Source organism: Collinsella aerofaciens (assembly GCF_015555045.1).
GTDB lineage: Bacteria > Actinomycetota > Coriobacteriia > Coriobacteriales > Coriobacteriaceae > Collinsella > Collinsella aerofaciens_W.
Genome location: NZ_JADNJQ010000007.1, coordinates 67,618 through 86,323, shown reverse-complemented (window position 1 = coordinate 86,323; position 18,706 = coordinate 67,618). Strand labels below are relative to the sequence as shown.

15 protein-coding genes and 1 pseudogene are annotated in these 18,706 nt (G+C 59.1%); 10 read left to right on the top strand and 6 right to left on the bottom strand.

The genetic code is table 11. The annotated features are described in order from the left end of the window. Positions 1–76: 76 nt before the first annotated feature. The 8 genes and pseudogenes from I2E45_RS04120 to I2E45_RS04085 form a co-directional block, all read left to right on the top strand. A pseudogene (locus I2E45_RS04120) lies at positions 77–361 on the top strand (zinc metallopeptidase); the annotation flags it as partial. A gap of 115 nt (positions 362–476) precedes the next feature. Continuing rightward, complete coding sequence (xseA, locus tag I2E45_RS04115; protein WP_022094104.1) at positions 477–1,928, top strand: exodeoxyribonuclease VII large subunit; 1,452 nt, start codon at positions 477–479, stop codon at positions 1,926–1,928. Between the two features lie 42 nt (positions 1,929–1,970). Beyond that, the gene (xseB, locus tag I2E45_RS04110; protein WP_006234311.1) at positions 1,971–2,237 is read left to right on the top strand and encodes an exodeoxyribonuclease VII small subunit; all 267 of its coding nucleotides are present in this window, start codon (positions 1,971–1,973) and stop codon (positions 2,235–2,237) included. A gap of 49 nt (positions 2,238–2,286) precedes the next feature. Continuing rightward, positions 2,287–2,622: a histidine triad nucleotide-binding protein gene (locus tag I2E45_RS04105; RefSeq protein ID WP_035137921.1), complete on the top strand. Its 336-nt coding sequence runs from the start codon at positions 2,287–2,289 to the stop codon at positions 2,620–2,622. 41 nt (positions 2,623–2,663) lie between these two features. Next, the gene (locus I2E45_RS04100) at positions 2,664–3,554 is read left to right on the top strand and encodes a LysR family transcriptional regulator (protein WP_195444453.1); all 891 of its coding nucleotides are present in this window, start codon (positions 2,664–2,666) and stop codon (positions 3,552–3,554) included. Positions 3,555–3,673: 119 nt separating this feature from the next. Next, positions 3,674–4,834 (top strand): MFS transporter, encoded by a 1,161-nt coding sequence (locus tag I2E45_RS04095; protein ID WP_195444451.1) that lies wholly within the window; start codon positions 3,674–3,676, stop codon positions 4,832–4,834. Positions 4,835–4,955: 121 nt separating this feature from the next. Then, positions 4,956–6,134 carry an acetate/propionate family kinase gene (locus I2E45_RS04090; protein WP_118205994.1) on the top strand — a complete coding sequence of 393 codons (1,179 nt, stop codon included), beginning with the start codon at positions 4,956–4,958 and terminating at the stop codon, positions 6,132–6,134. Between the two features lie 164 nt (positions 6,135–6,298). Next, positions 6,299–7,477: an acetate/propionate family kinase gene (locus I2E45_RS04085; RefSeq protein ID WP_195444450.1), complete on the top strand. Its 1,179-nt coding sequence runs from the start codon at positions 6,299–6,301 to the stop codon at positions 7,475–7,477. A 551-nt stretch (positions 7,478–8,028) separates the two neighbouring features. Here the strand turns inward: I2E45_RS04085 and pta are convergent. Next, positions 8,029–9,009, bottom strand: a complete 981-nt coding sequence (pta, locus tag I2E45_RS04080; RefSeq protein WP_055309798.1) for a phosphate acetyltransferase — start codon at positions 9,007–9,009, stop codon at positions 8,029–8,031. A gap of 231 nt (positions 9,010–9,240) precedes the next feature. Between pta and glf the strand changes: the two genes are divergently transcribed. Together glf and I2E45_RS04070 are read left to right on the top strand one after the other, a co-directional pair. After that, positions 9,241–10,443 (top strand): UDP-galactopyranose mutase, encoded by a 1,203-nt coding sequence (glf, locus tag I2E45_RS04075; RefSeq protein ID WP_195444448.1) that lies wholly within the window; start codon positions 9,241–9,243, stop codon positions 10,441–10,443. Further along, the gene (locus tag I2E45_RS04070) at positions 10,436–11,467 is read left to right on the top strand and encodes a glycosyltransferase family 2 protein (RefSeq protein ID WP_195444446.1); all 1,032 of its coding nucleotides are present in this window, start codon (positions 10,436–10,438) and stop codon (positions 11,465–11,467) included. The genes glf and I2E45_RS04070 overlap by 8 nt, the downstream gene beginning before the upstream one ends. 372 nt (positions 11,468–11,839) lie before the next feature. Here I2E45_RS04070 and I2E45_RS04065 read toward each other — a convergent pair whose 3' ends face one another. The 5 genes from I2E45_RS04065 to ppk1 all read right to left on the bottom strand — a co-directional run bounded on the left by I2E45_RS04065 (position 11,840) and on the right by ppk1 (position 18,092). Beyond that, positions 11,840–12,841 carry a P1 family peptidase gene (locus I2E45_RS04065; RefSeq protein WP_195444444.1) on the bottom strand — a complete coding sequence of 334 codons (1,002 nt, stop codon included), beginning with the start codon at positions 12,839–12,841 and terminating at the stop codon, positions 11,840–11,842. Positions 12,842–12,942: 101 nt separating this feature from the next. After that, positions 12,943–13,524, bottom strand: coding sequence for a Maf family protein (locus I2E45_RS04060; RefSeq protein ID WP_195444442.1), 582 nt, complete (start codon positions 13,522–13,524; stop codon positions 12,943–12,945). Continuing rightward, positions 13,521–14,063 (bottom strand): DJ-1 family glyoxalase III, encoded by a 543-nt coding sequence (locus I2E45_RS04055; RefSeq protein WP_055287259.1) that lies wholly within the window; start codon positions 14,061–14,063, stop codon positions 13,521–13,523. The genes I2E45_RS04060 and I2E45_RS04055 overlap by 4 nt, the downstream gene beginning before the upstream one ends. Before the next feature lie 106 nt (positions 14,064–14,169). Further along, complete coding sequence (rlmD, locus tag I2E45_RS04050; protein WP_195444439.1) at positions 14,170–15,498, bottom strand: 23S rRNA (uracil(1939)-C(5))-methyltransferase RlmD; 1,329 nt, start codon at positions 15,496–15,498, stop codon at positions 14,170–14,172. A gap of 98 nt (positions 15,499–15,596) precedes the next feature. Continuing rightward, positions 15,597–18,092 (bottom strand): polyphosphate kinase 1, encoded by a 2,496-nt coding sequence (gene ppk1, locus I2E45_RS04045; protein WP_229058816.1) that lies wholly within the window; start codon positions 18,090–18,092, stop codon positions 15,597–15,599. Positions 18,093–18,706: the final 614 nt, after the last annotated feature.

Here is an 18,706-nt window from a genome sequence, read left to right as displayed (position 1 = left end):
GGCTACATGTCTCCGGTCGAGTTCAGGGAGGCGGGGCTGTCCCTCCCGGAATCGTCCAAATAGGTGTTGCCAATCCATGTTGCTCTTGGGCCTGTTTATGAACATCGCGGGACTCACGACCCTCGCACTGATCTTCTTCTCGTTTAGCGTGCTGTTCCAACTGGTTACGCTGCCGGTTGAGATTGATGCCAGCCGGCGTGCCGTGGCGTATATTGAGCAGTCGGGTATGAGCTCCAAGCAGGTCAACGGTGCCAAGAAGGTGCTGACGGCCGCCGCGCTTACCTATGTGGCTGCGGCGCTCACCTCGATTATTCAGCTGCTCTATCTTATGGCTCGCTACAACAGAAACTCCAACCGATAACAAATGGGACAGGCAGGCGCCGCGGGGATTCGTGTCCCCGTGGCGCTGTACTATGTGTTGGACTTGAATTTGCGCAGGGCCGGAGCCCATGTGCACGATGACGAAAGGAGGCTGCGTGGCGGGCTGGAATCTAACCGGCAATGCCGTTTCCGCCGAGTTCGACGGTTCGGACGATCAGGAGCGCAAGGAGCTCAGCGTGAGCCAGGCGGTGGAGATCGCCGCCGGCGCGCTCGATGCCATTCCGCAGCTGAGCGTTTTGGGCGAGGTCACGGGTTTTCGTGGTCCCAACGCCCGAAGCGGCCACTGCTACTTTCAGATCAAGGACGACTCGGCGGCCGTCGACTGCATCATCTGGAAGGGCGCCTATCTCAAGCGCACGTTCGATCTGCGCGACGGCATGCAGGTGAGCTTTAAGGGCAGCTTCAATCTCTATAAGGCCACGGGCCGCATGAGCTTTGTCGCTCGCTCGTTTTCGCTGGCGGGGGAGGGTCTGCTGCGTCAACAAGTGGCGCAACTGGCCGAAAAGCTACGCCGCGAGGGCCTGATGGACGAAGCGCGTAAGCGCCGCATCCCGGTGTTTTGCTCCCGCGTGGCGGTCGTTACCTCGCTTTCGGGTGCCGTAATCGACGACGTCAAGCGCACATTGCGTCGTCGCAACCCGCTCGTCGAGCTCGTCTGCGTGGGCGCTAAGGTTCAAGGCGAGGGTGCGCCGGCCGAGCTTATTGAGGGCCTGCGCCGTGCCGCCGCCATCACGCCAGCGCCCGACTGCATCTTGCTGGTGCGCGGCGGCGGCTCCTTCGAGGACCTCATGACCTTCAACGACGAGGAGCTTGCCCGTGCGGTGGCGGCTTGTCCTGTGCCCGTGGTGACCGGCATTGGCCATGAGCCCGATACCTCGATTTGCGACATGGTGAGCGACCGCCGCGCCTCCACGCCCACGGCGGCGGCAGAATCGGTGGCGCCGGCTATGACGGAGTTGGCCGATGTACTCGAGGCGCGCCATCAGCGCCTGGGTGCCGCGATGGCATCGATGATTGGGTCGGCCCAGGTCGACCTGGAGATGCTCGATCAGCGTGGTCGCCGTGCCTGGGATACCTATTCGGCTCGCTTGGGCGATGCACTCGATGCGGCTGCGTGCCGCCCGTGCCTCAACGACCCCACATTTATGGTTGAGCGTCGCGAATCGGAGCTTGCGCTGACTGCTGATCGCCTGTCGGGCGCCATAGTACGCTCGGTCGGGACATTCCGCTCCAACTTTGAGCGCTTGCCCGAGCGTCTGGTTACAAGCACCTCGGGGCTCGATGGCAAGCGCCATGCGCTCACGCTTGCGAGTTCCCGTCTGGAGCATCAGGGACGTTCGATGCTCAGCAAGCCCGCGTCCGACCTGGGCCGAGCTGCCGCGTCGCTTGATGCCCTGTCGCCGCTCAAGGTGCTTGCCCGCGGCTATTCCATCGCGTACAGCGATGATGGGGTGGCCACGAGCGCCAAGACCTTTAAGCCCGGCGACGCCATCCGCGTGCGCATGGCAGACGGTAACGTTGCGGCAACGGTCGATACGGTCGAGTAGACCGCGTTTCATAGCGATAAACCTTTAGGAAAGGAAACAGATATGGCAGAGAAAACCCCGGTCGAGCAGCTTACGTACAAGCAGGCCTCGCAGGAGTTGGAGCTCATCATTCGCAGCTTGGAGTCGGGCGATATGGAGCTCGAGGAATCGCTCGAGAGCTATACCCGCGGCGTCGAGCTCCTCAAGAGCCTGCGCACCCGCCTGTCCGATGCCGAGCAGAAGGTCTCGGTGCTTCTTAAGGACGTCGACGGCAACGACGTGCTCGCCGACGGCGAAGCCGCTAACACCGACGACAACCTCTCGTTCTAGCCATCCCGACCAAATATAATTACCTTGGTCTGTGAGAAAGGAACCAACTATGTGCGATTGCATCTTCTGCAAAATTGCCAACCACGAGATCCCCTCGACCGTTGTCTATGAGGATGACCAGGTCATCGCCTTCGACGACCTCAATCCCCAGGCGCCGGTCCATACGCTCGTGATCCCCAAGAAGCATTACAGTGACATCGCCGACAACGTACCTGCCGAGACCATGGGCGCCATGGCTCACGCCATCCAGGAGGTCGCTAAGGCCAAGGGCTTGGAGGACGGTTTCCGCGTCATCTCCAACAAGGGCGTCAACGCCGGCCAGACCGTCATGCACTTCCACATGCACGTCCTCGGCGGCAAGAACCTGGGCGAGAACCTCATCTGAGGGCGCGTAGGCCGTCGACTTGGCTGCCTTTGGAGTAATCTATGCAGCTTTCTCAACTCGAATACCTTCAAGCTGTAGCGAACTATGGCGGCGTGCGCAAAGCAGCTCGCGCCGTTCACGTGAGTCCGCAGGCCGTTTCGTCGGCAATAAAAAAGTTGGAATCTGAGTATCAGATTGTTTTGCTCGACCGATCGGCGGGGGAGGCTGTTTTGTCTCCGGCGGGCAGAGAATTTGCGCGTCGTGCACGCGTGATCCTGGCGCAAGTCGACGATCTCAAAAAGTACGCTCAATCGGGGAACGGCGGCGTTTCGCCCGACGGCCATTTCCGTCTTTACGCCCCCTGTCTTCACGGGCGGGGGCTCCTTTTTTCCGAAAACTGGTACGACTCGTTTGAAAGCTCGCACCCTCAGATTCATCTTGATGTGTGGCATCAGCCAACGGCAACATGCTTTGAATCACTTATACTTGGAATTTCGGACGCGGCTATCTCGTTTGAGGAACCACGGGACAGCGTCCTTTCTTCAAAATATATGGGTGAAAAGGAGCTCAGGGTTCTTTCATGCCCAGCTGGTCATCAATCTGTTGACGCTATGACCATTCGTGAGTTACTGGGCGGCAGGCTCGCTGTTCCCATTAATTTGTCACCCTGTCTCAATGCAATCAATCAATGTCCCGAAGCTCAGCTGGTTAATTTCCGCTTTCGCGATGTCGAATACGGAAGCAGGGCGCAGGCTGAGTTTCTTCAAGCCGGGGGATTGATATTGAGTTTTTCTGGCTCTTCTCTCGCATCAGATGGATTGGAAGTGAGCGAGTGCTCTATTGAAGGCTCGCATGACGTAGCCTTGCCCATCTACTTTTGCTATCGACAAAATGCCTGGACCGATCGACACCAGACGGTATTTCTTCACCTATTGCGTCATCTTGCTTCGTGAGGCCATTTGGCCTCGTGTTGTCAAGTGAATGTTGACGCCTTGTAACACATGACTGACGGCTTTGCCCTCATGCTTTTCCAAGATTCCGATTCAGATTGTTGACTCTTGGAGGGCGGAGCATGAAAAACCGTACGGTTTTGCTTTATATGACGTTCGTTTTTCTGTCGAACTTCAGCACCATTTTGTATTTTCTGACGGTTTACCTTGAATTCGTCGGATTCTCGATAGTGGCGATTTCTAGCATGATGATTGCATATCAAGTGAGCAAGTTCATCCTCGAAGTTCCCACTGGCTATATTGCTGATAGGTTTGGACGAAAGACAAGCGGTCTCGTTGGCGTCGTGGGGATGCTTGGATACTACGCTGCCCTGCTTCTCGTCCGTTTCCCTCTGCTTTTAATCGGTGCGTTCGCTCTCAAAGGTTTTGCCGTTGCATGTCTGAGCGGATCCATAGAAGCGATTTACATTGACAGCGTCTCTCAGGACCAGCTCGTAAGACTTAATGTCGTTGAGCGATTTGTTTTCTATGCCTCTTATGCCATCTCCGCTTGCGTGGGTGGTTTCATTTCGTCTGTCGGTGCATATCTCATTGGTCTTTCGGCAGATATCATCGCAATGGTGTTGACGTTGGTTGTCGTTGTCTGCATTCCTGAGATGCGAAGAGGGGGCACTGCGGGGGCACCTGAGCGTGGAATTAGCCCGAAGATGATCGGTGCCGCTATTGCGTGTAATGGCATTCTTCGTTCAGCGTTCATCATGGACTGTTCTCAGGCATTTGCTTTTGTCGCCCTGGAAGACTTTTTCTCAGTGCTGCTTGCGGGCCGCGGAATGAATTCCGTCGCTTCGGGTGTGACCATTGCGGTCCAGCTCCTTGCCTCGGCCTCCATGGGGCTTATTGTGCCCAGTGTGATTGCTCATGTCGACAAGGGCCGTTTTGCGCGTATTTGCGGCATCATTCGCTTAGTATTGACAGCTTTGTTTTTGATCCCCCTTACTCCGGCTAATTTGCTGCCCGTGTTCTATGTGCTGCAGACGGTTGCGTACTCGTTGTTTGCTCCAATTAAATACTCAATTTTTCAAAATGCTGCTGATTCTTCGATGCGCTGTTCATTGATTTCGGTTCAAAGCCAGATGGTGGCGGTGGGTGCTGTTCTTTTCTATCTGCTCAACGCTGTGTTGAGCAGCGCTGCGGGCATTCGAGTCGTATTGCTTGTCGCGCTCGGGATTTCTTCTTTGGTGTATATCCCCGCGCTATTTCGTCTTACAAGCCAAAGGACATGAGTATTTAGACACCGATAACTTATATATCAACGCCAATAAACCCGAGCGCGAGGGCGTTTGGGTTTATTATTGAAGCGTATGTAACCTGGCGGCGCCACACCGCCTGTTAGTAGGGAGACACATGAACGTTCTGGTCGTCAACGCGGGATCTTCGACCCTTAAGTATCAGGTCATCGACACCAAGTCCCACAAGGTGTCCGCAAAGGGCTCCTGCGAGCGCGTCTGCTTTACCGGCGGTACCTTCACCCACGCTGCTAACGGTTCCAAGAAGGTGACCGAGAACATCGAGTTCCCCGACCACAAGGTCGCCATCGAGGTCGTCCTGAAGGACCTCGAGGCCAACGGCGTCAAGATCGAGGGCATCGGCCATCGCATCGTTCAGGGCGGTTGGTACTTTGGCGATTCCTCCCTTGTCGACGAGGACGTTCTCGCTAAGATCCGCGAGGTCGCCCCGCTGGCGCCGCTCCACAACAACCCCGAGGCCAACGTTATCGAGTTCTGCCTGGAGCAGTATCCCGACCTGCCCAACGTCACGGTCTATGACACCGCTTTCCACTTCAACATGCCCGAGGTCGCCAAGACTTACGCTCTACCCAAGGACGTTTGCGACAAGCTGCACATCCGTAAGTACGGCGCCCACGGCACCAGCTACCGTTACATCTCCAAGAAGGTCGCCGAGATGACCAACGGCGAGGCCCGCAAGGTCGTCGTGTGCCATATCGGCTCCGGCGCTTCCCTGTGCGCTATCGAGGACGGCAAGTGCATGGACACCACCATGGGCCTCACCCCGCTCGATGGCGTCATGATGGGCACCCGCTGCGGCTCCATCGACCCGGCTACCGTGTGCTACCTGCAGCGCGAGGGTGGCTACACCTTTGACGAGGTCGACGAGATGATGAACAAGAAGTCCGGCCTTTTGGCTGTGACCGGCGGCAAGACCAACGACTGCCGCAACGTCGAGGAGCTCGCCGCCGCTGGTGACCCCGATGCTCAGCTCGCCTTCGACATGTTTGTCTACAAGATTGCCGCCAAGGCTGCCGAGATGGCTACTTCCATGTGCGGCATGGACACCCTGGTCTTTACCGCCGGCATCGGCGAGCACGCTCCGGCTGTCCGCGCTGGCGTGGCCGACCGTCTGGCCTTTATGGGCGTCAAGATGGACCATGCCCGCAACGCCCTGCGCGGCGACGGCGCTTGGTGCCTGTCCGCCAAGGATTCCAAGGTCAAGATTTTCGTCATCCCCACGGACGAGGAGTTCATGATCGCTTCCGACGTCGAGCGCATCGTCAACGGCAAGTAATTGCAAGAGGGGAGGGGCTGGACGACCGAGCGCCGTTCGGCCCCTCTTTTGTGCTCGTTGGGCGATATGCTTGATAGCTATTTATCAAGTTGTGATAACTTCTTATTAAAATGCGGCCGCCTTAAGGGGTCTGCGTCGACCGTATTGCACTGCAAAGGAGTCTCATGAACGTACTTGTTGTCAACGCCGGCAGCTCAAGCCTTAAATATCAGCTTTTGGATACCGATACCCGCGAGGTTTTCGCCAAGGGCAACTGCGAACGTATCGGTTCGGACATGGGCATCTTTGGCCACTCCGAGAACGGTGGCGCCAAGCAGACCGAGGAGGTCCCTTTCCCCGATCATCGCTCTGCTATCGCTCGTGTGCTCGAGGAGCTCGAGAAGACCGACTTTACGATTGATGGCATTGGTCATCGTATCGTTCAGGGCGGCTGGCACTTCGATGATTCCGCAGTTGTCGACGACGAGGTTATGGCCAAGATTCTCGAGGTGGCCCCGCTCGCCCCGCTGCACAACTACGGCGAGGCCGCGGCGATTGAGTATTGCCGTGAGAAGTATCCGGAGCTGCCCAACGTGGCGGTCTTCGATACCTCGTTCCATATGACCATGCCCGAGGTCGCCTATACCTACGCGCTGCCCAAGGACGTGTGCGACAAGTACCACGTGCGCAAGTACGGCGCCCACGGCACGAGCCACCGCTATGAGTGGATGATGGCCAAGGAGATCCTGGGTTCGCGCTGCCACCGTCTGCTTTCGTGCCACTTGGGTAACGGTGCTTCGCTCGCTGCTATCGAGGACGGCGTGTGCCGCGACACCACGATGGGCCTCACGCCGCTCGACGGCCTGATGATGGGCACTCGCTGCGGTTCCATTGATCCGGCCACCGTGTGCTACCTCCAGCGCGAGGGCGGCTACAGCTATCAGGAAGTCGATGACATGATGAACAAGCAGTCTGGTCTGCTTGCCATCTCGGGCATCTCCAACGACGCCCGCGACATCCGTACACGCGCCTCCGAGGGCGACGAGCGCTGCCTGCTCGCCTTCGATATGTTCGCCTACAAGGCCATGCAGCAGGCTGGCTCCATGATCGCTTCCATGGCGGGCGTGGACACCATCACCTTTACCGCCGGCATCGGCGAGAACGACTGGTCGATCCGCAAGGCCTTCTGCGACTGCTTTGAGTGGCTGGGCGTACGCATCGACAACAATAAGAACCGCAAGGCCGTGGGCAACGGCCCGCAGGTCATCAGCGCCGCCGGTTCAGCCGTTACGGTCATGGTCATCCCCACCGACGAGGAATACATGATCGCCCACGACGTCGAGCGCCTGACCAAGAACAACTAACGCGCGCATTTGCAAGTAAACAAAAGGCCTCCAGAGCAACAGCTCCGGAGGCCTTTTTGCTAGCAGGCGGATGGCGGAAACCCCATCCCATTTCGAGCGCAAATACTGGGACACGCTTTCCGGTTGAGGCACGTTGCGGAAAGTGCGACCCACAATAAAGCATAATTCCGTCCCACGGTTTCCCAAACAGGCCCCAAGCGGAAGCTGCATCCCACAATCCGCCTTCAAACCGGGACACACTTTCCGGTGGGCCAGACATCAGACCGCAGCCAACATTTCGGTCCCAAAGTGACCATATCTGCATCGTTTGACCCTCCAGCAACGGCACCCATTCATTCAGATTTTCAGCCCCAGCTCGTAGCCAAGCCGCCGTCCACCCCAGATACCCTGATTGCTACGTGGCGGTAGAAGGCCGTACGGGCTAACCCCTGAAAACACTCCGCAGACCAGAAACGCCCCCGTTCGTAGCTCCGAAGGAGCAGAACGGGGCGTTTCATTGGTCGAGGACGTTTTCAGGGGTTAGCCCGTACGGCCTTCGGGCGATGCGTACGCTACTCAGCCATCTGAGCCTGGACGGCGGTGATGGCCACGACACCCACGATGTCGTCGGCAGAGCAGCCGCGCGAAAGGTCGTTAACCGGCTTGGCGATGCCCTGCAGGATGGGGCCGTAGGCGTCAGCACCGGCGAAGCGCTGGACCAGCTTGTAGCCGATGTTGCCGGCCTCGAGGTCGGGGAACACCAGCACGTTAGCCTTACCGGCGACGGAGGAGCCGGGAGCCTTGAGCTGGGCGACAGTGGGGACGATAGCGGCATCGAGCTGCAGGTCGCCGTCGATGGCGAGCTCGGGAGCCTTCTCCTTGCAGAACTTTACGGCCTCTTGGACCTTCTTGGCGACCTCGCCGCCGGCGGAGCCCATGGTGGAGTAGGAGAGCATGGCCACGTGCGGCTCAACGTTGCCCATGAAGGTGGACCAGGAGTGAGCGGAGGCGATGGCGATCTCGGAGAGCTCGTCGGAGGACGGGTTGATGTTGAGGCCGCAGTCGGCGAAGATCAGCGTGCCGTCGGTGCCGAACTGCGGGGTGTCGGTGCACATCACGAAGAAGGCCGAGACCAGCTTGGTGCCCGGGGCGGTCTTGAGGATCTGAAGTGCAGGGCGCAGGGTGTCGGCGGTGGAGTGGCAGGCGCCGGAGACCAGGCCGTCGGCGTCGCCCATCTTGACCATCATGGTGCCAAAGTAGGTGGCGTCCATCACCTGGGCGCGAGCCTGCTCGATGGTAACGCCCTTCTTGGCGCGGAGCTCAGCAAACTTCTGCGCGTACTCCTCGTGCTTCTCGGCATTGCGCGGGTCGATGACGGTGGCGCCGGGAACGTCGATCTCGTCGGGGTTGCCCAGGATGACGATCTTTGCCAGGCCCTCCTCGATGATCTTGGTGGCCGCGACGATGGTGCGCGGATCCTCGCCCTCGGGCAGGACGATCGTCTTAAGGTCGGCCTTGGCGGCAGACTTCATACGGTTAAGGAAATCGCTCATGTTACTCCTTACAAGCGTTTCGCTAAGCTCCAGGCGCCCGGCTGTTCACGAATAAACCCGCTGCTAGCGGGTTTACCTTTCAATTATGTACGCCGCGATGCTTGAGCTTTCCTTGTGTGGCAAGCTCATTATAGGACGCATTAGCGCTATAATCGCTCTGATAAATATGTCTCGAAGAATGTTCGAGAAAAGCCCAGCTAACGAGCCCGTGGCTTTTGACAAGGAGTATCGATGCAGATTACCTCAGGCCTGCCTGAAGGCTTTAACGCCGGCGCGTACGACATGATTGTCGTCGGTGCTGGATATGCCGGTGCCGTTTGCGCCCGCCGTCTTGCCGAGACCATCGGCTATCGTGTTGCCGTTTTGGAGCGCCGTAGCCACATTGCGGGCAATGCCTATGACTGCACTGACGAGGCCGGAATCCTGATCCACGAGTACGGTCCGCATATCTATCACACCTTTAACGAGCGCGTGCACAATTTCCTGTCGCGCTTTACCAAGTGGACGGATTATCAGCACAAGGTGCTCGCCAACATCAACGGTACCCTTATGCCCGTGCCCTTCAACCATGCGAGTCTCAAGCTCGCCTTTGGTGACGAGCGCGGCGAGGAGCTGTATCAGAAGCTCGTGGAGACCTTTGGCAAGGATGTCAAGGTGCCCATTATGGAGCTGCGTAAGAAGAACGACCCCGACTTGGCCGAGGTCGCCGATTACGTCTACGAGAACGTCTTTTTGCATTACACCATGAAGCAGTGGGGCCAGACGCCCGATCAGATCGATCCCTCGATCACCGGCCGCGTTCCCGTCTTTGTGGGCGATGATGACCGCTACTTCCCGCAAGCTCCCTTCCAGGGCATGCCGCAGGAGGGCTACACGGCGCTCTTTGAGCACATGCTCGACCACGACCTGATCGACGTGTTCTGCGACGTGGACGCCCGTGACCTCTTTGAAATCGACGAGACTACCGTCAAGATCGACGGCAAGGTCTACGGCGGCGAGATTGTCTATACCGGTCCGCTCGATGAGCTGTTCAACCTCGACTTGGGTGCGTTGCCGTACCGCACGCTCGATATGAAGTTCGAGACGCTCGATATGGACCAGTTCCAGCCCGTGGGCACCGTCAACTACACCACGAGCGAGGACTACACGCGTATCACCGAGTTCAAGAACATGACCGGTCAGGTCCTGCCCGGCAAGACCACCATCATGAAGGAGTACTCTAAGGCCTATACGCCCGGCTCGGACGAGACGCCGTACTACGCCATTCTTGAGCCCGAGAACCGTGAGCTCTATGAGCGCTATCTTGAGCGCGTCCAGAACCTGACGAACTTCCACCCGGTGGGTCGTCTGGCCGAGTATCGTTACTACGATATGGACGCTGTGACCAATTCCGCCCTCGATCTTTCGGATGAGATTATCGCCTGCCATGCATAAAGTCATAACATTCGGTATTCCCTCGTATAACGCCGCCAAGGACATGGACCATTGCATCACCTCCATCTTGGAGGGGAGCAATTACGCCACCGATATCGAGATTATCGTGGTGGACGACGGCTCCAAGGACGAGACGGCCGCCAAGGCCGACGAGTGGGAGGCCCGTTATCCTGGAATCATCCGCGCGGTGCACCAGGAGAATGGCGGTCACGGTATTGCCGTCCTTTCGGGTCTGCGCGAGGCGCAGGGCACCTACTACAAGGTTGTCGACTCGGATGACTGGCTCGACGCTGCGGCTCTTTCGACTATGCTGTCGATTCTGCGTCGCTTTGAAGAGCGCGATCAGCGCGTTGACCTGTTTATCTCGAACTACGTGTACGAGAAGGTTTACGAGGGCACGCATACCGCTATTGGCTACAAATTTGCCCTGCCGCGCAAAAAGATCTTTTCCTGGGATCAGATCGGTCATTTCCGCCTGGACCAGAACCTACTCATGCACAGCCTGTGCTATCGCACGGATGTGCTGCGCGAGTCCAACCTTCCCATGCCGCCGCACACGTTCTATGTGGACAACATCTACGCCTACGTGCCACTGCCGCGTTGCAAGACCATGTACTACGCCGACATCGACCTCTACCGCTACTTTATCGGCCGCGAAGGTCAGAGCGTCAACGAGGCAATGATGGTCAAGCGTCTGGACCAGCAGTTCCGTGTTACGCGTATCATGATGGAGTCGTACCACTTGTACAGCGATGTTGAGTCGTCGCGCCTGCGCTCGTACATGATGGGCTACTTCGCCATGATGATGGCGATCTGCTCGGTGCTCACCAAGCTTTCCGAGGAAGATTGCGCCGACGAGCGCCTAAAGACGCTGTGGAATGATTTGAAGGCCTACGACGAGCGCATGTATCGTCGTGCCCGCTACGGCGTGGTCGGGTTCTTCACCAATCTGCGCGGACGGGCCGGAGGCAAAACCACACTTGGCCTATACCGTCTTGCCTCAAAGATTTTCAAATTCAACTAGCTGCTGAGTAATCGCTGCTGATAGGTTGACTGGGCCCCTTGGCCTTTAGTTTGCTACTGCGAACAGTCCTGCTCGCACGGAAAGCACATTAAGTGCTTTCCGGCTCGTGCGGAACTTGTATCAAACTAAAGGCCAAGGGGCCTCTGCTATAAGAATCGATTGTCAGGTTATTTGAATTTGAAGATCTTCGACGCACGGTACACAGGGGCCTGGGCTGAAAAGAATCTGGTTGGTAGGTTGCCCAGTGGGGCTTGGTTATGTTTGTCGCGAGTTCCGCACGAGCCGAAGAGCACTTAATGTGCTCTTCGTGCGAGCCAGGACTGTAGAGCAGCAAACATAACCAAGCCCCACCGGGCAACCGGTCAGGTTAGGCTACTTCGCGGCGCCGGGGATGCCGTGGGAGGTTTTGGCGGTTTTGGCTCCGTTTACGATGGCGGTCTGTAGGGCCCTTACGGCGAGCATGCCCAGCAGGTCTAGGGGAACGGCGACGCTTGCCTGGGCGCCCAGTTTGCCGCTGGCGAGGGTGTAGATGGTGTCGCCGTCGTTGGTGGTGTGTGTGGGGCGGATGGCGTGTGCGTAGGCGTCTGCGGCCATCTGGGAGACCTTGGTGGCTTGTGCCTTAGTGAGTTCCACGTTGGTGATGATGCAGCTGATGGTGGTGTTGGTGCGGTCGAGCGGCATCTGCATGGATCCGGCGGCGGCAAAGGCTGCGAGTTCCATGTCGACGATCTGGTCGCTATCGGCTGCGGCGCGCATGCCGGCGACCCACTCGCCGGTGAAGGGGTCGACCACGTTGCCGCAGGCGTTGACCGAGACCACGGCGCCCACCTTGATGGGGCCGAGTGCCACGGCGGCAGCTCCAAGGCCGGCCTTCATGCAGGTGGCGGGCCCCATGAGCTTACCCACGGTGGCGCCCGTGCCGGCGCCTACGTTGCCCTGTTCGAGCGTGGTGGGGGTGTTGTCGAGTGCCTCGCGCACGGCGGAGATGCCTGCCTCAATGTTGGGGCGTACGGTGGGGTTACCAAAGGCGAGGTCGAAGATACAGCTGGAGCACACGATAGGCACCTGTGTGGGGCCGACGGGAAGGCCGATGCCGCGGCTCTCAAGCTCGCGAGCGACGCCGCTTGCAGCCTCGAGGCCAAAGGCCGATCCACCCGAAAGGCAGACGGCGTGTACCTTGTCGACGGTGTTCTCGGGTCGCAGCAGGTCGGTTTCGCGCGAAGCGGGAGCGCCACCGCGTACGTCAACGCCGCCGGTGGCGCCCTCGGGTGCCACGATTACGGTGCAACCGGTGCCGGCCTCCTCGTCCGTATAGTTGCCAAAGCAAAAGCCATCGACATCGCAGACGTCAATGGCCTCGAGCAGTGTATCCATGTTTAACTCCTATCGGTTTTCCGCCGCGCCTTGTGCCCGGTCGGGATCCGTACGGTACGCCAAAATTGTAGGCGCCGGGGGATACCCAGCGCCAGATGCAATTACGAGAGTTTTTGAATCGCGCGCGCGACGCGGGCGATGGGTAGGCCCACCACGTTATAGAAGTCGCCCGAAATATCGTGCACGAGCATGCGTCCTCCTGTGCCCTGAATGCCGTAGGCGCCGGCCTTGTCCATGGGCTCACCCGAGGCGACGTAGCGCTCGATCTGCTCGTCGGTGAGCTCGTAGAACGTCACGTCGGTCACATCGACAAAGGATAGGCTCTCGGCGGCATGCGGGGCTGTAGCGTCGCCGGCTTTAACGATGCAGACGCCGGTTGCGACCTGGTGCGTGCGGCCCGAAAGCTCACGGAGCATGGTGCGCGCCTCGTCCTCGGTTGCCGGCTTGCCCAGAATCTCGCCGTCAAAGGTGACGATGGTGTCGGCCGCGACCGTCAGCTCATTGGGCTCGGCATACTCGGCAGCAACGGCAGCCGCCTTGGCGCGTGCCAAGCGCTCGACAAGCGTGAGCGGGGCCTCGCCATCAAAGGGCGTTTCGTCGATATCCGCGGGAATCACGCGAATGTTGTAGCCTGCCTCGCGCATCAGCTCTATGCGGCGCGGCGATTGCGAAGCCAAAATCATAGTTGGATGCCCTCGGCGACCTTCTCGACGGCCTTGTCGCCGGCGAGCGTGCGCAGCAGTTCCAATGCAAAGGGGAGTGACTGTGCCATGCCGCTGGCAGTGATGATGTTGCCGTCTTGCGTGACCTTCTCGCCGGTATAGGCGCCTTCGGGAAAGCTTTTCTCAAAGCCAGGGAAGCACGTGGCATGGCGCCCCTCGAGCAGGTCGAGCTCGCCCAGGATAAACGGGGCGGCGCAGATGGCGGCGACGTGCTTGGTTGCGGCGAACTCGCAGACTACGTCGCAGACGCGCTGATCTGCGCGCAGGTTGGTGGCACCGGGCAGGCCGCCGGGCAGCACGACGCAGTCATACTCGTCAAAGTTGATCTCATCAAAGAGCGCATCGCAGGTCACGGGGATCTGCAGCGAGCTTACGACCTCGCGCGTGGGCATGATCGAGACGAGCGTGGCACGCACGCCGCCGCGACGCATGACATCGACCATGGTCAAGCATTCAATAGTTTCAAAGCCATCGGCGGCGAGAACGGCAACGCTGGGCATGAGGGTTCCTTTCATAGGCGGCATACAATTAGCCGTCTTATACCCCGAAGACCTCCGCTTGCCACGCTCGATTTCCCAATGATTTTTCTGAGCAATGATTAAGTGGCTAGTTGCGCCTAAGGTGGACGACGGTCTCGCAGTGGAAGGTTTGCGGGAACAGGTCAACTGGCGTGATCTTTACGGGGGAGAAGGTGCCTTCTTCGACAAAGCGTTTGAGATCGCGTGCCAGGGTGGCCGGGTCGCAGCTCACGTAGGCGACATCGCGAGCACTCGTGCTGGCGATAAGGTCGATCGCTTCGGGGGCGAGGCCTGCGCGCGGCGGGTCGACCACCAAGACGTCGGCATCCTGGTCGGGGAACTCGCGCACCGCGTCTCCGCCAATGACGTCGACGTTATCAAGCTTGTTGATTTCCAGGTTACGGCGTAGATCGCGCACGGCGGGGCCGTAGGCCTCGACGGCAGCGACAAAGTCGCAGCGGCGGGCGAGCGGTAGGGTAAAGGTGCCGGCGCCGCAGTACAAGTCCACGGCCAGTTCGTCTTCCTGCGGGTCGAGGGCGTCCATAACGAGCTCAATCAAAATCTCGGCGCCCTTGGTATTGACCTGGAAAAACGACGGGGCAGATAAGCGCATCTGGCCTTCGGCGATATTCTCGGTCCACGAGCCCTCGCCGGCGAGCATCTCGACTTTGGAGACACGGCGGGCTTTCTTTTCGCCCTTGCTCATCACACGAACGATGCTCGTGGGATGAGCGGCGTCCGCCAGCACACGGGAGACCTGCGAGCGCGGAAAAGAGCCTGTGGGCGTCCAGAGTGCGACCTCGAGTGCCTTGGTGCGGCGCGATGCACGAATGCCCACGCGCTCGAGGCCCAGGTCGTGGCTTCCGCTCAGATAGTTGAGTGCGCCGACGACCGATTTGAGCGCCTTCGGGAAGCGCTTGTCGAACAGCGGGCACGCATCGACGGTCACGATTTTGCTGGGGTTGACGCCGTGCATGCCAAGACGAACACGACCGTTGACGACGGTGGGCTCCAGCTCGATTTTATTGCGGTAGCCCCAGTCGTCCTTGGTGTGGCAGATGGGTTGTACCAACTCATCGACCTGCTCAGGAGCGAACTTGCCGATGCGCTCGAGCGTGGAGCGCAGGTTTTGCTCCTTGGCGGCGAGCTGTGCCGTGCGTGAGAGATTGCCCCACGAGCAGCCGCCGCAGATGCCCACGAAGGGGCAGGGAGGCTGAATGCGATCGAGGCTTGGCTCCAGAATCTCGGCGGTGCGGGCGCGCATGAACGACTTGCCGTCCTGTACGACCTCGGCCTCGACGGTGTCGCCTGCCACGGCACCCTGCACAAAGACGGCCTTGCCGTTGTCGGCGTGCGCCAGCCCGTCGGCGCCGTAGGTCATCGATTCTATAGTGAGCTTCATATTCCTGCCTGTCATTCGCGTTGTTGTCCGCACCATGGTAGCAGGGAAAAGCGCCCCGCATCCGAGGCTTTCCTCAAATGCGGGGCGCTTCTACAAACTGCTTCTACAAACGACTATTTCGTCTTGCCGGTAATGAGCGTCTTAAGGCCTAGGCCGATCAGACCCAGTCCCATGCGCACGCGACCGGGGCGATGGCGCTCGATGGCCTTGGTCTTGCCGGCGGGCCTATCGCGACGGGCGCTTGTCTCGGGTGCGGGCTTGGTGACCTGCGGCTCGGGCTGAGGTGCAGGTGCAGGCTCGGGCTCAATGACGGTTGCCTGGACCTTCTGAACCTTGGGCGCTTTCTCCACGGCGGGCTCTGCGGCAGCCCCGGGCTCATTCGCCGGGGGAGCGGCAACCGCTTCCGGTTTGGCAACTGCCCCATGTTCAACCTCGGCCTGAATAGCCTCTTCGGCCACGCGTTCCTTCTCCTGTGCGCGCTGCTGCGCGGCCGCCTCGGCGTTGCGATAGGCACGATCCAGCAGGGCTTCCTGCGAGTTGAAGGGCTTCTCACCCTCTGCACGCTCCACGGGGACCCAGGTGCCGTCGCTCGTGAGGCTGCGGGCCTTCACGTTGTCGCGCAGCTGCATGCCCATGTACTCGTGCACCAGGGCGCGGCAGGTGGGGTCGAGCACGGGGAAGGCGATCTCCACGCGGTGCTCGGTGTTGCGCGTCATCATGTCGGCCGAGCTCAGATAGATCATGTCCGAGTCCACGCCAAAGGCGTAAACGCGCGCATGCTCCAAAAAGCGTCCGACGATAGAACGCACGTGCACGTTCTCGGTCTTGCCCGGAACACCGGGCTTGAGGCACGAGATGCCGCGGATGATCATGTCCACGCGGACTCCTGCGCACGATGCCTCGGCAATCTTGTCGATGACCTCGCGGTCGGTAAGCGAGTTGAGCTTAAAGAACACACGGGCGGGCTCGCCAACGAGGGCGCGCTGAATCTCGCGATCCAGGCCACGCATGATGAGCGGCTTGAGGCCGACCGGCGCCACGCCCAGGAAGCGGTAATCGCCGCGCAGGTTGCCCAGCGACAGGTTGCGGAAGAACAAGTTGGCGTCCTCGCCGATGCCGGGATGGGCGGTCATGAGCATAAAGTCGCTGTAGAGCTTGGCCGTCTTCTCGTTAAAGTTGCCGGTGCCCAAAAGCGTGAGGCGGGTGAGCGCCATGCCCTCGCGATAGGTGAGCTGGCAGATCTTTGAGTGGCATTTAAAGCCCTCGGAACCATAGATGACGGTGCAGCCCGCCTCTTCCAGACGCTCGGCCCACTCGATGTTGTTCTGCTCGTCGAAGCGGGCGCGGAGCTCCATGAGCACCGTGACCTCTTTGCCGTTCTCGGCTGCATCGATCAGCGACTCGCACAGGCGGCTCTGCTTGGCCACGCGGTAGAGCGTGATTCGCAGCGAGATGCACTCGGGGTCGTAGGCGGCCTCGTGCACCAGATCCAGGAAGGGGTTCATGGCCTCATAGGGATAAAAGAGCAGCTTGTCGTGCCGAAGTACCTGCTCTCGGATGGAGCGGGTCATATCGATGGTGGGGTTGGGCTGCGGCTTAAACGGCGTAAAGAGCAGCTCGTTGCGCAGGTGCTCGGGAATCTTGCCCTCAATGCCAAAGACATAGCCCAGGTTGAGCGGGATATCGCAGGTAAAGACCGAGCGACGCGAGAGCTCGAGCGCCTTGCGGATAGTCTTGAGCGTTGGCTTTTCAAGCGAGCCCGATACGGCGAGCACCACCGGCTGCAGGCGCAAGCGTTTCTTGAGGATGCGCTTCATGTGCTGGCGGTAATCCTCTTCTTCCTCGACGCCCTCGCCGTCCGGGTCGATATCGGCATTGCGGGTGACGCGGATCAGCGCGCGATCCAGCGGCTTATAGGAGCCAAAGCAGCTGTCCAGGCAGGCGAGGATGACGTCCTCGAGCAGAATGTAGGAGTAGGTGCCGGTGGGCGAGGGGATCTCGACCACGCGGTTCATCGAGGCGGGAATCTCGATCAGGCCCAGCAGTCTTTCCTCGTCGGTGACGCCGTCCAGGCCGCACGCCAGGTAGAGCGCGCCGTTGCGCAGGTTGGGGAAGGGGTGGCGCGGGTCGATCACCAGCGGTGAGATGACCGGCGACACGTAGGCCTGGAAGTAGCGGGTTACAAAGGTGCGCTCCTCGGGCGTAAGCGAATCGATCCGGGCGCGGTGAACGCCCAGGGTGTCGAGCTTGCCCTCGATGTTCTTAAAGATGGACTCCCAACGGGTAAGGAGCCCGGGCATTTCGGCCATGACAGCATCGACCTGTTCGGAGGCGGTCATATTGCTCTTGTTGTCGACAGGCTGTTTTTTGAGTTCGGCAAGGTCGGACAGGCCACCCACGCGCACCATGAGGAACTCATCGAGGTTTGACTCGAAAATCGAGACGAACTTAAGGCGCTCGAACAGCGGCACGGACTCATCAAAAGCCTCGTCGAGCACACGGTTGTCAAAGCGTAGCCAGCTGAGCTCTCGGTTCTGCGTGTACGAGAAGTCGCGCGGCGGTTTGCGCAGCTTTGCGGCGGCTTGCTTTTTTTCGATTTTGCTCGGCATATGCATCTGTCCGTTCAGTCCCCGCAGGGGACGGTAGCCTAACCCTATTCACTATTGTCTCAATTTAGTCGACTTGTGGCACGGACGTATTGTGCGAACGGTATCTTTACCTACTTCTTACGCTGTCAAGGCATGCGACTAACTGTCCAACTCGTTTTGAAAACAATCTATATCCATACTCAACTGATGAGGATGTATGAATAAGAATGATTGCGAGCTGAATATAATCGAATCCAAATCGAATCGTGGACAAACGACAAATATATGCAGAAAACCGTTTTAGCTATGCAATTCTTAAACATGAAAATATTTGTGCAATCTAGCTTAATTCCTTAGAAAAAAGAACGTTTACCTTTGAAAATATGCTTTAGAGAACTGAAGTGCATCATGGGGGAATCATATGCGATATACCGTTCATCGCACTTTGCTGACCGTTCGGGGGCGAGGTGGAATTGCGGGTGGTTTTTGGATATAACTAGAGCTGTCAGCAAGCAGCGTCCCATACGGAGGGGCGCTGATACATTCGGCCAGTAAGGCCCGAAAGAAAGGTAGGAGGCCATGACGAAAGGTCTGCACGTGCCTTCCGAGATCGGCAAGCTCAGGAAGGTCTGCCT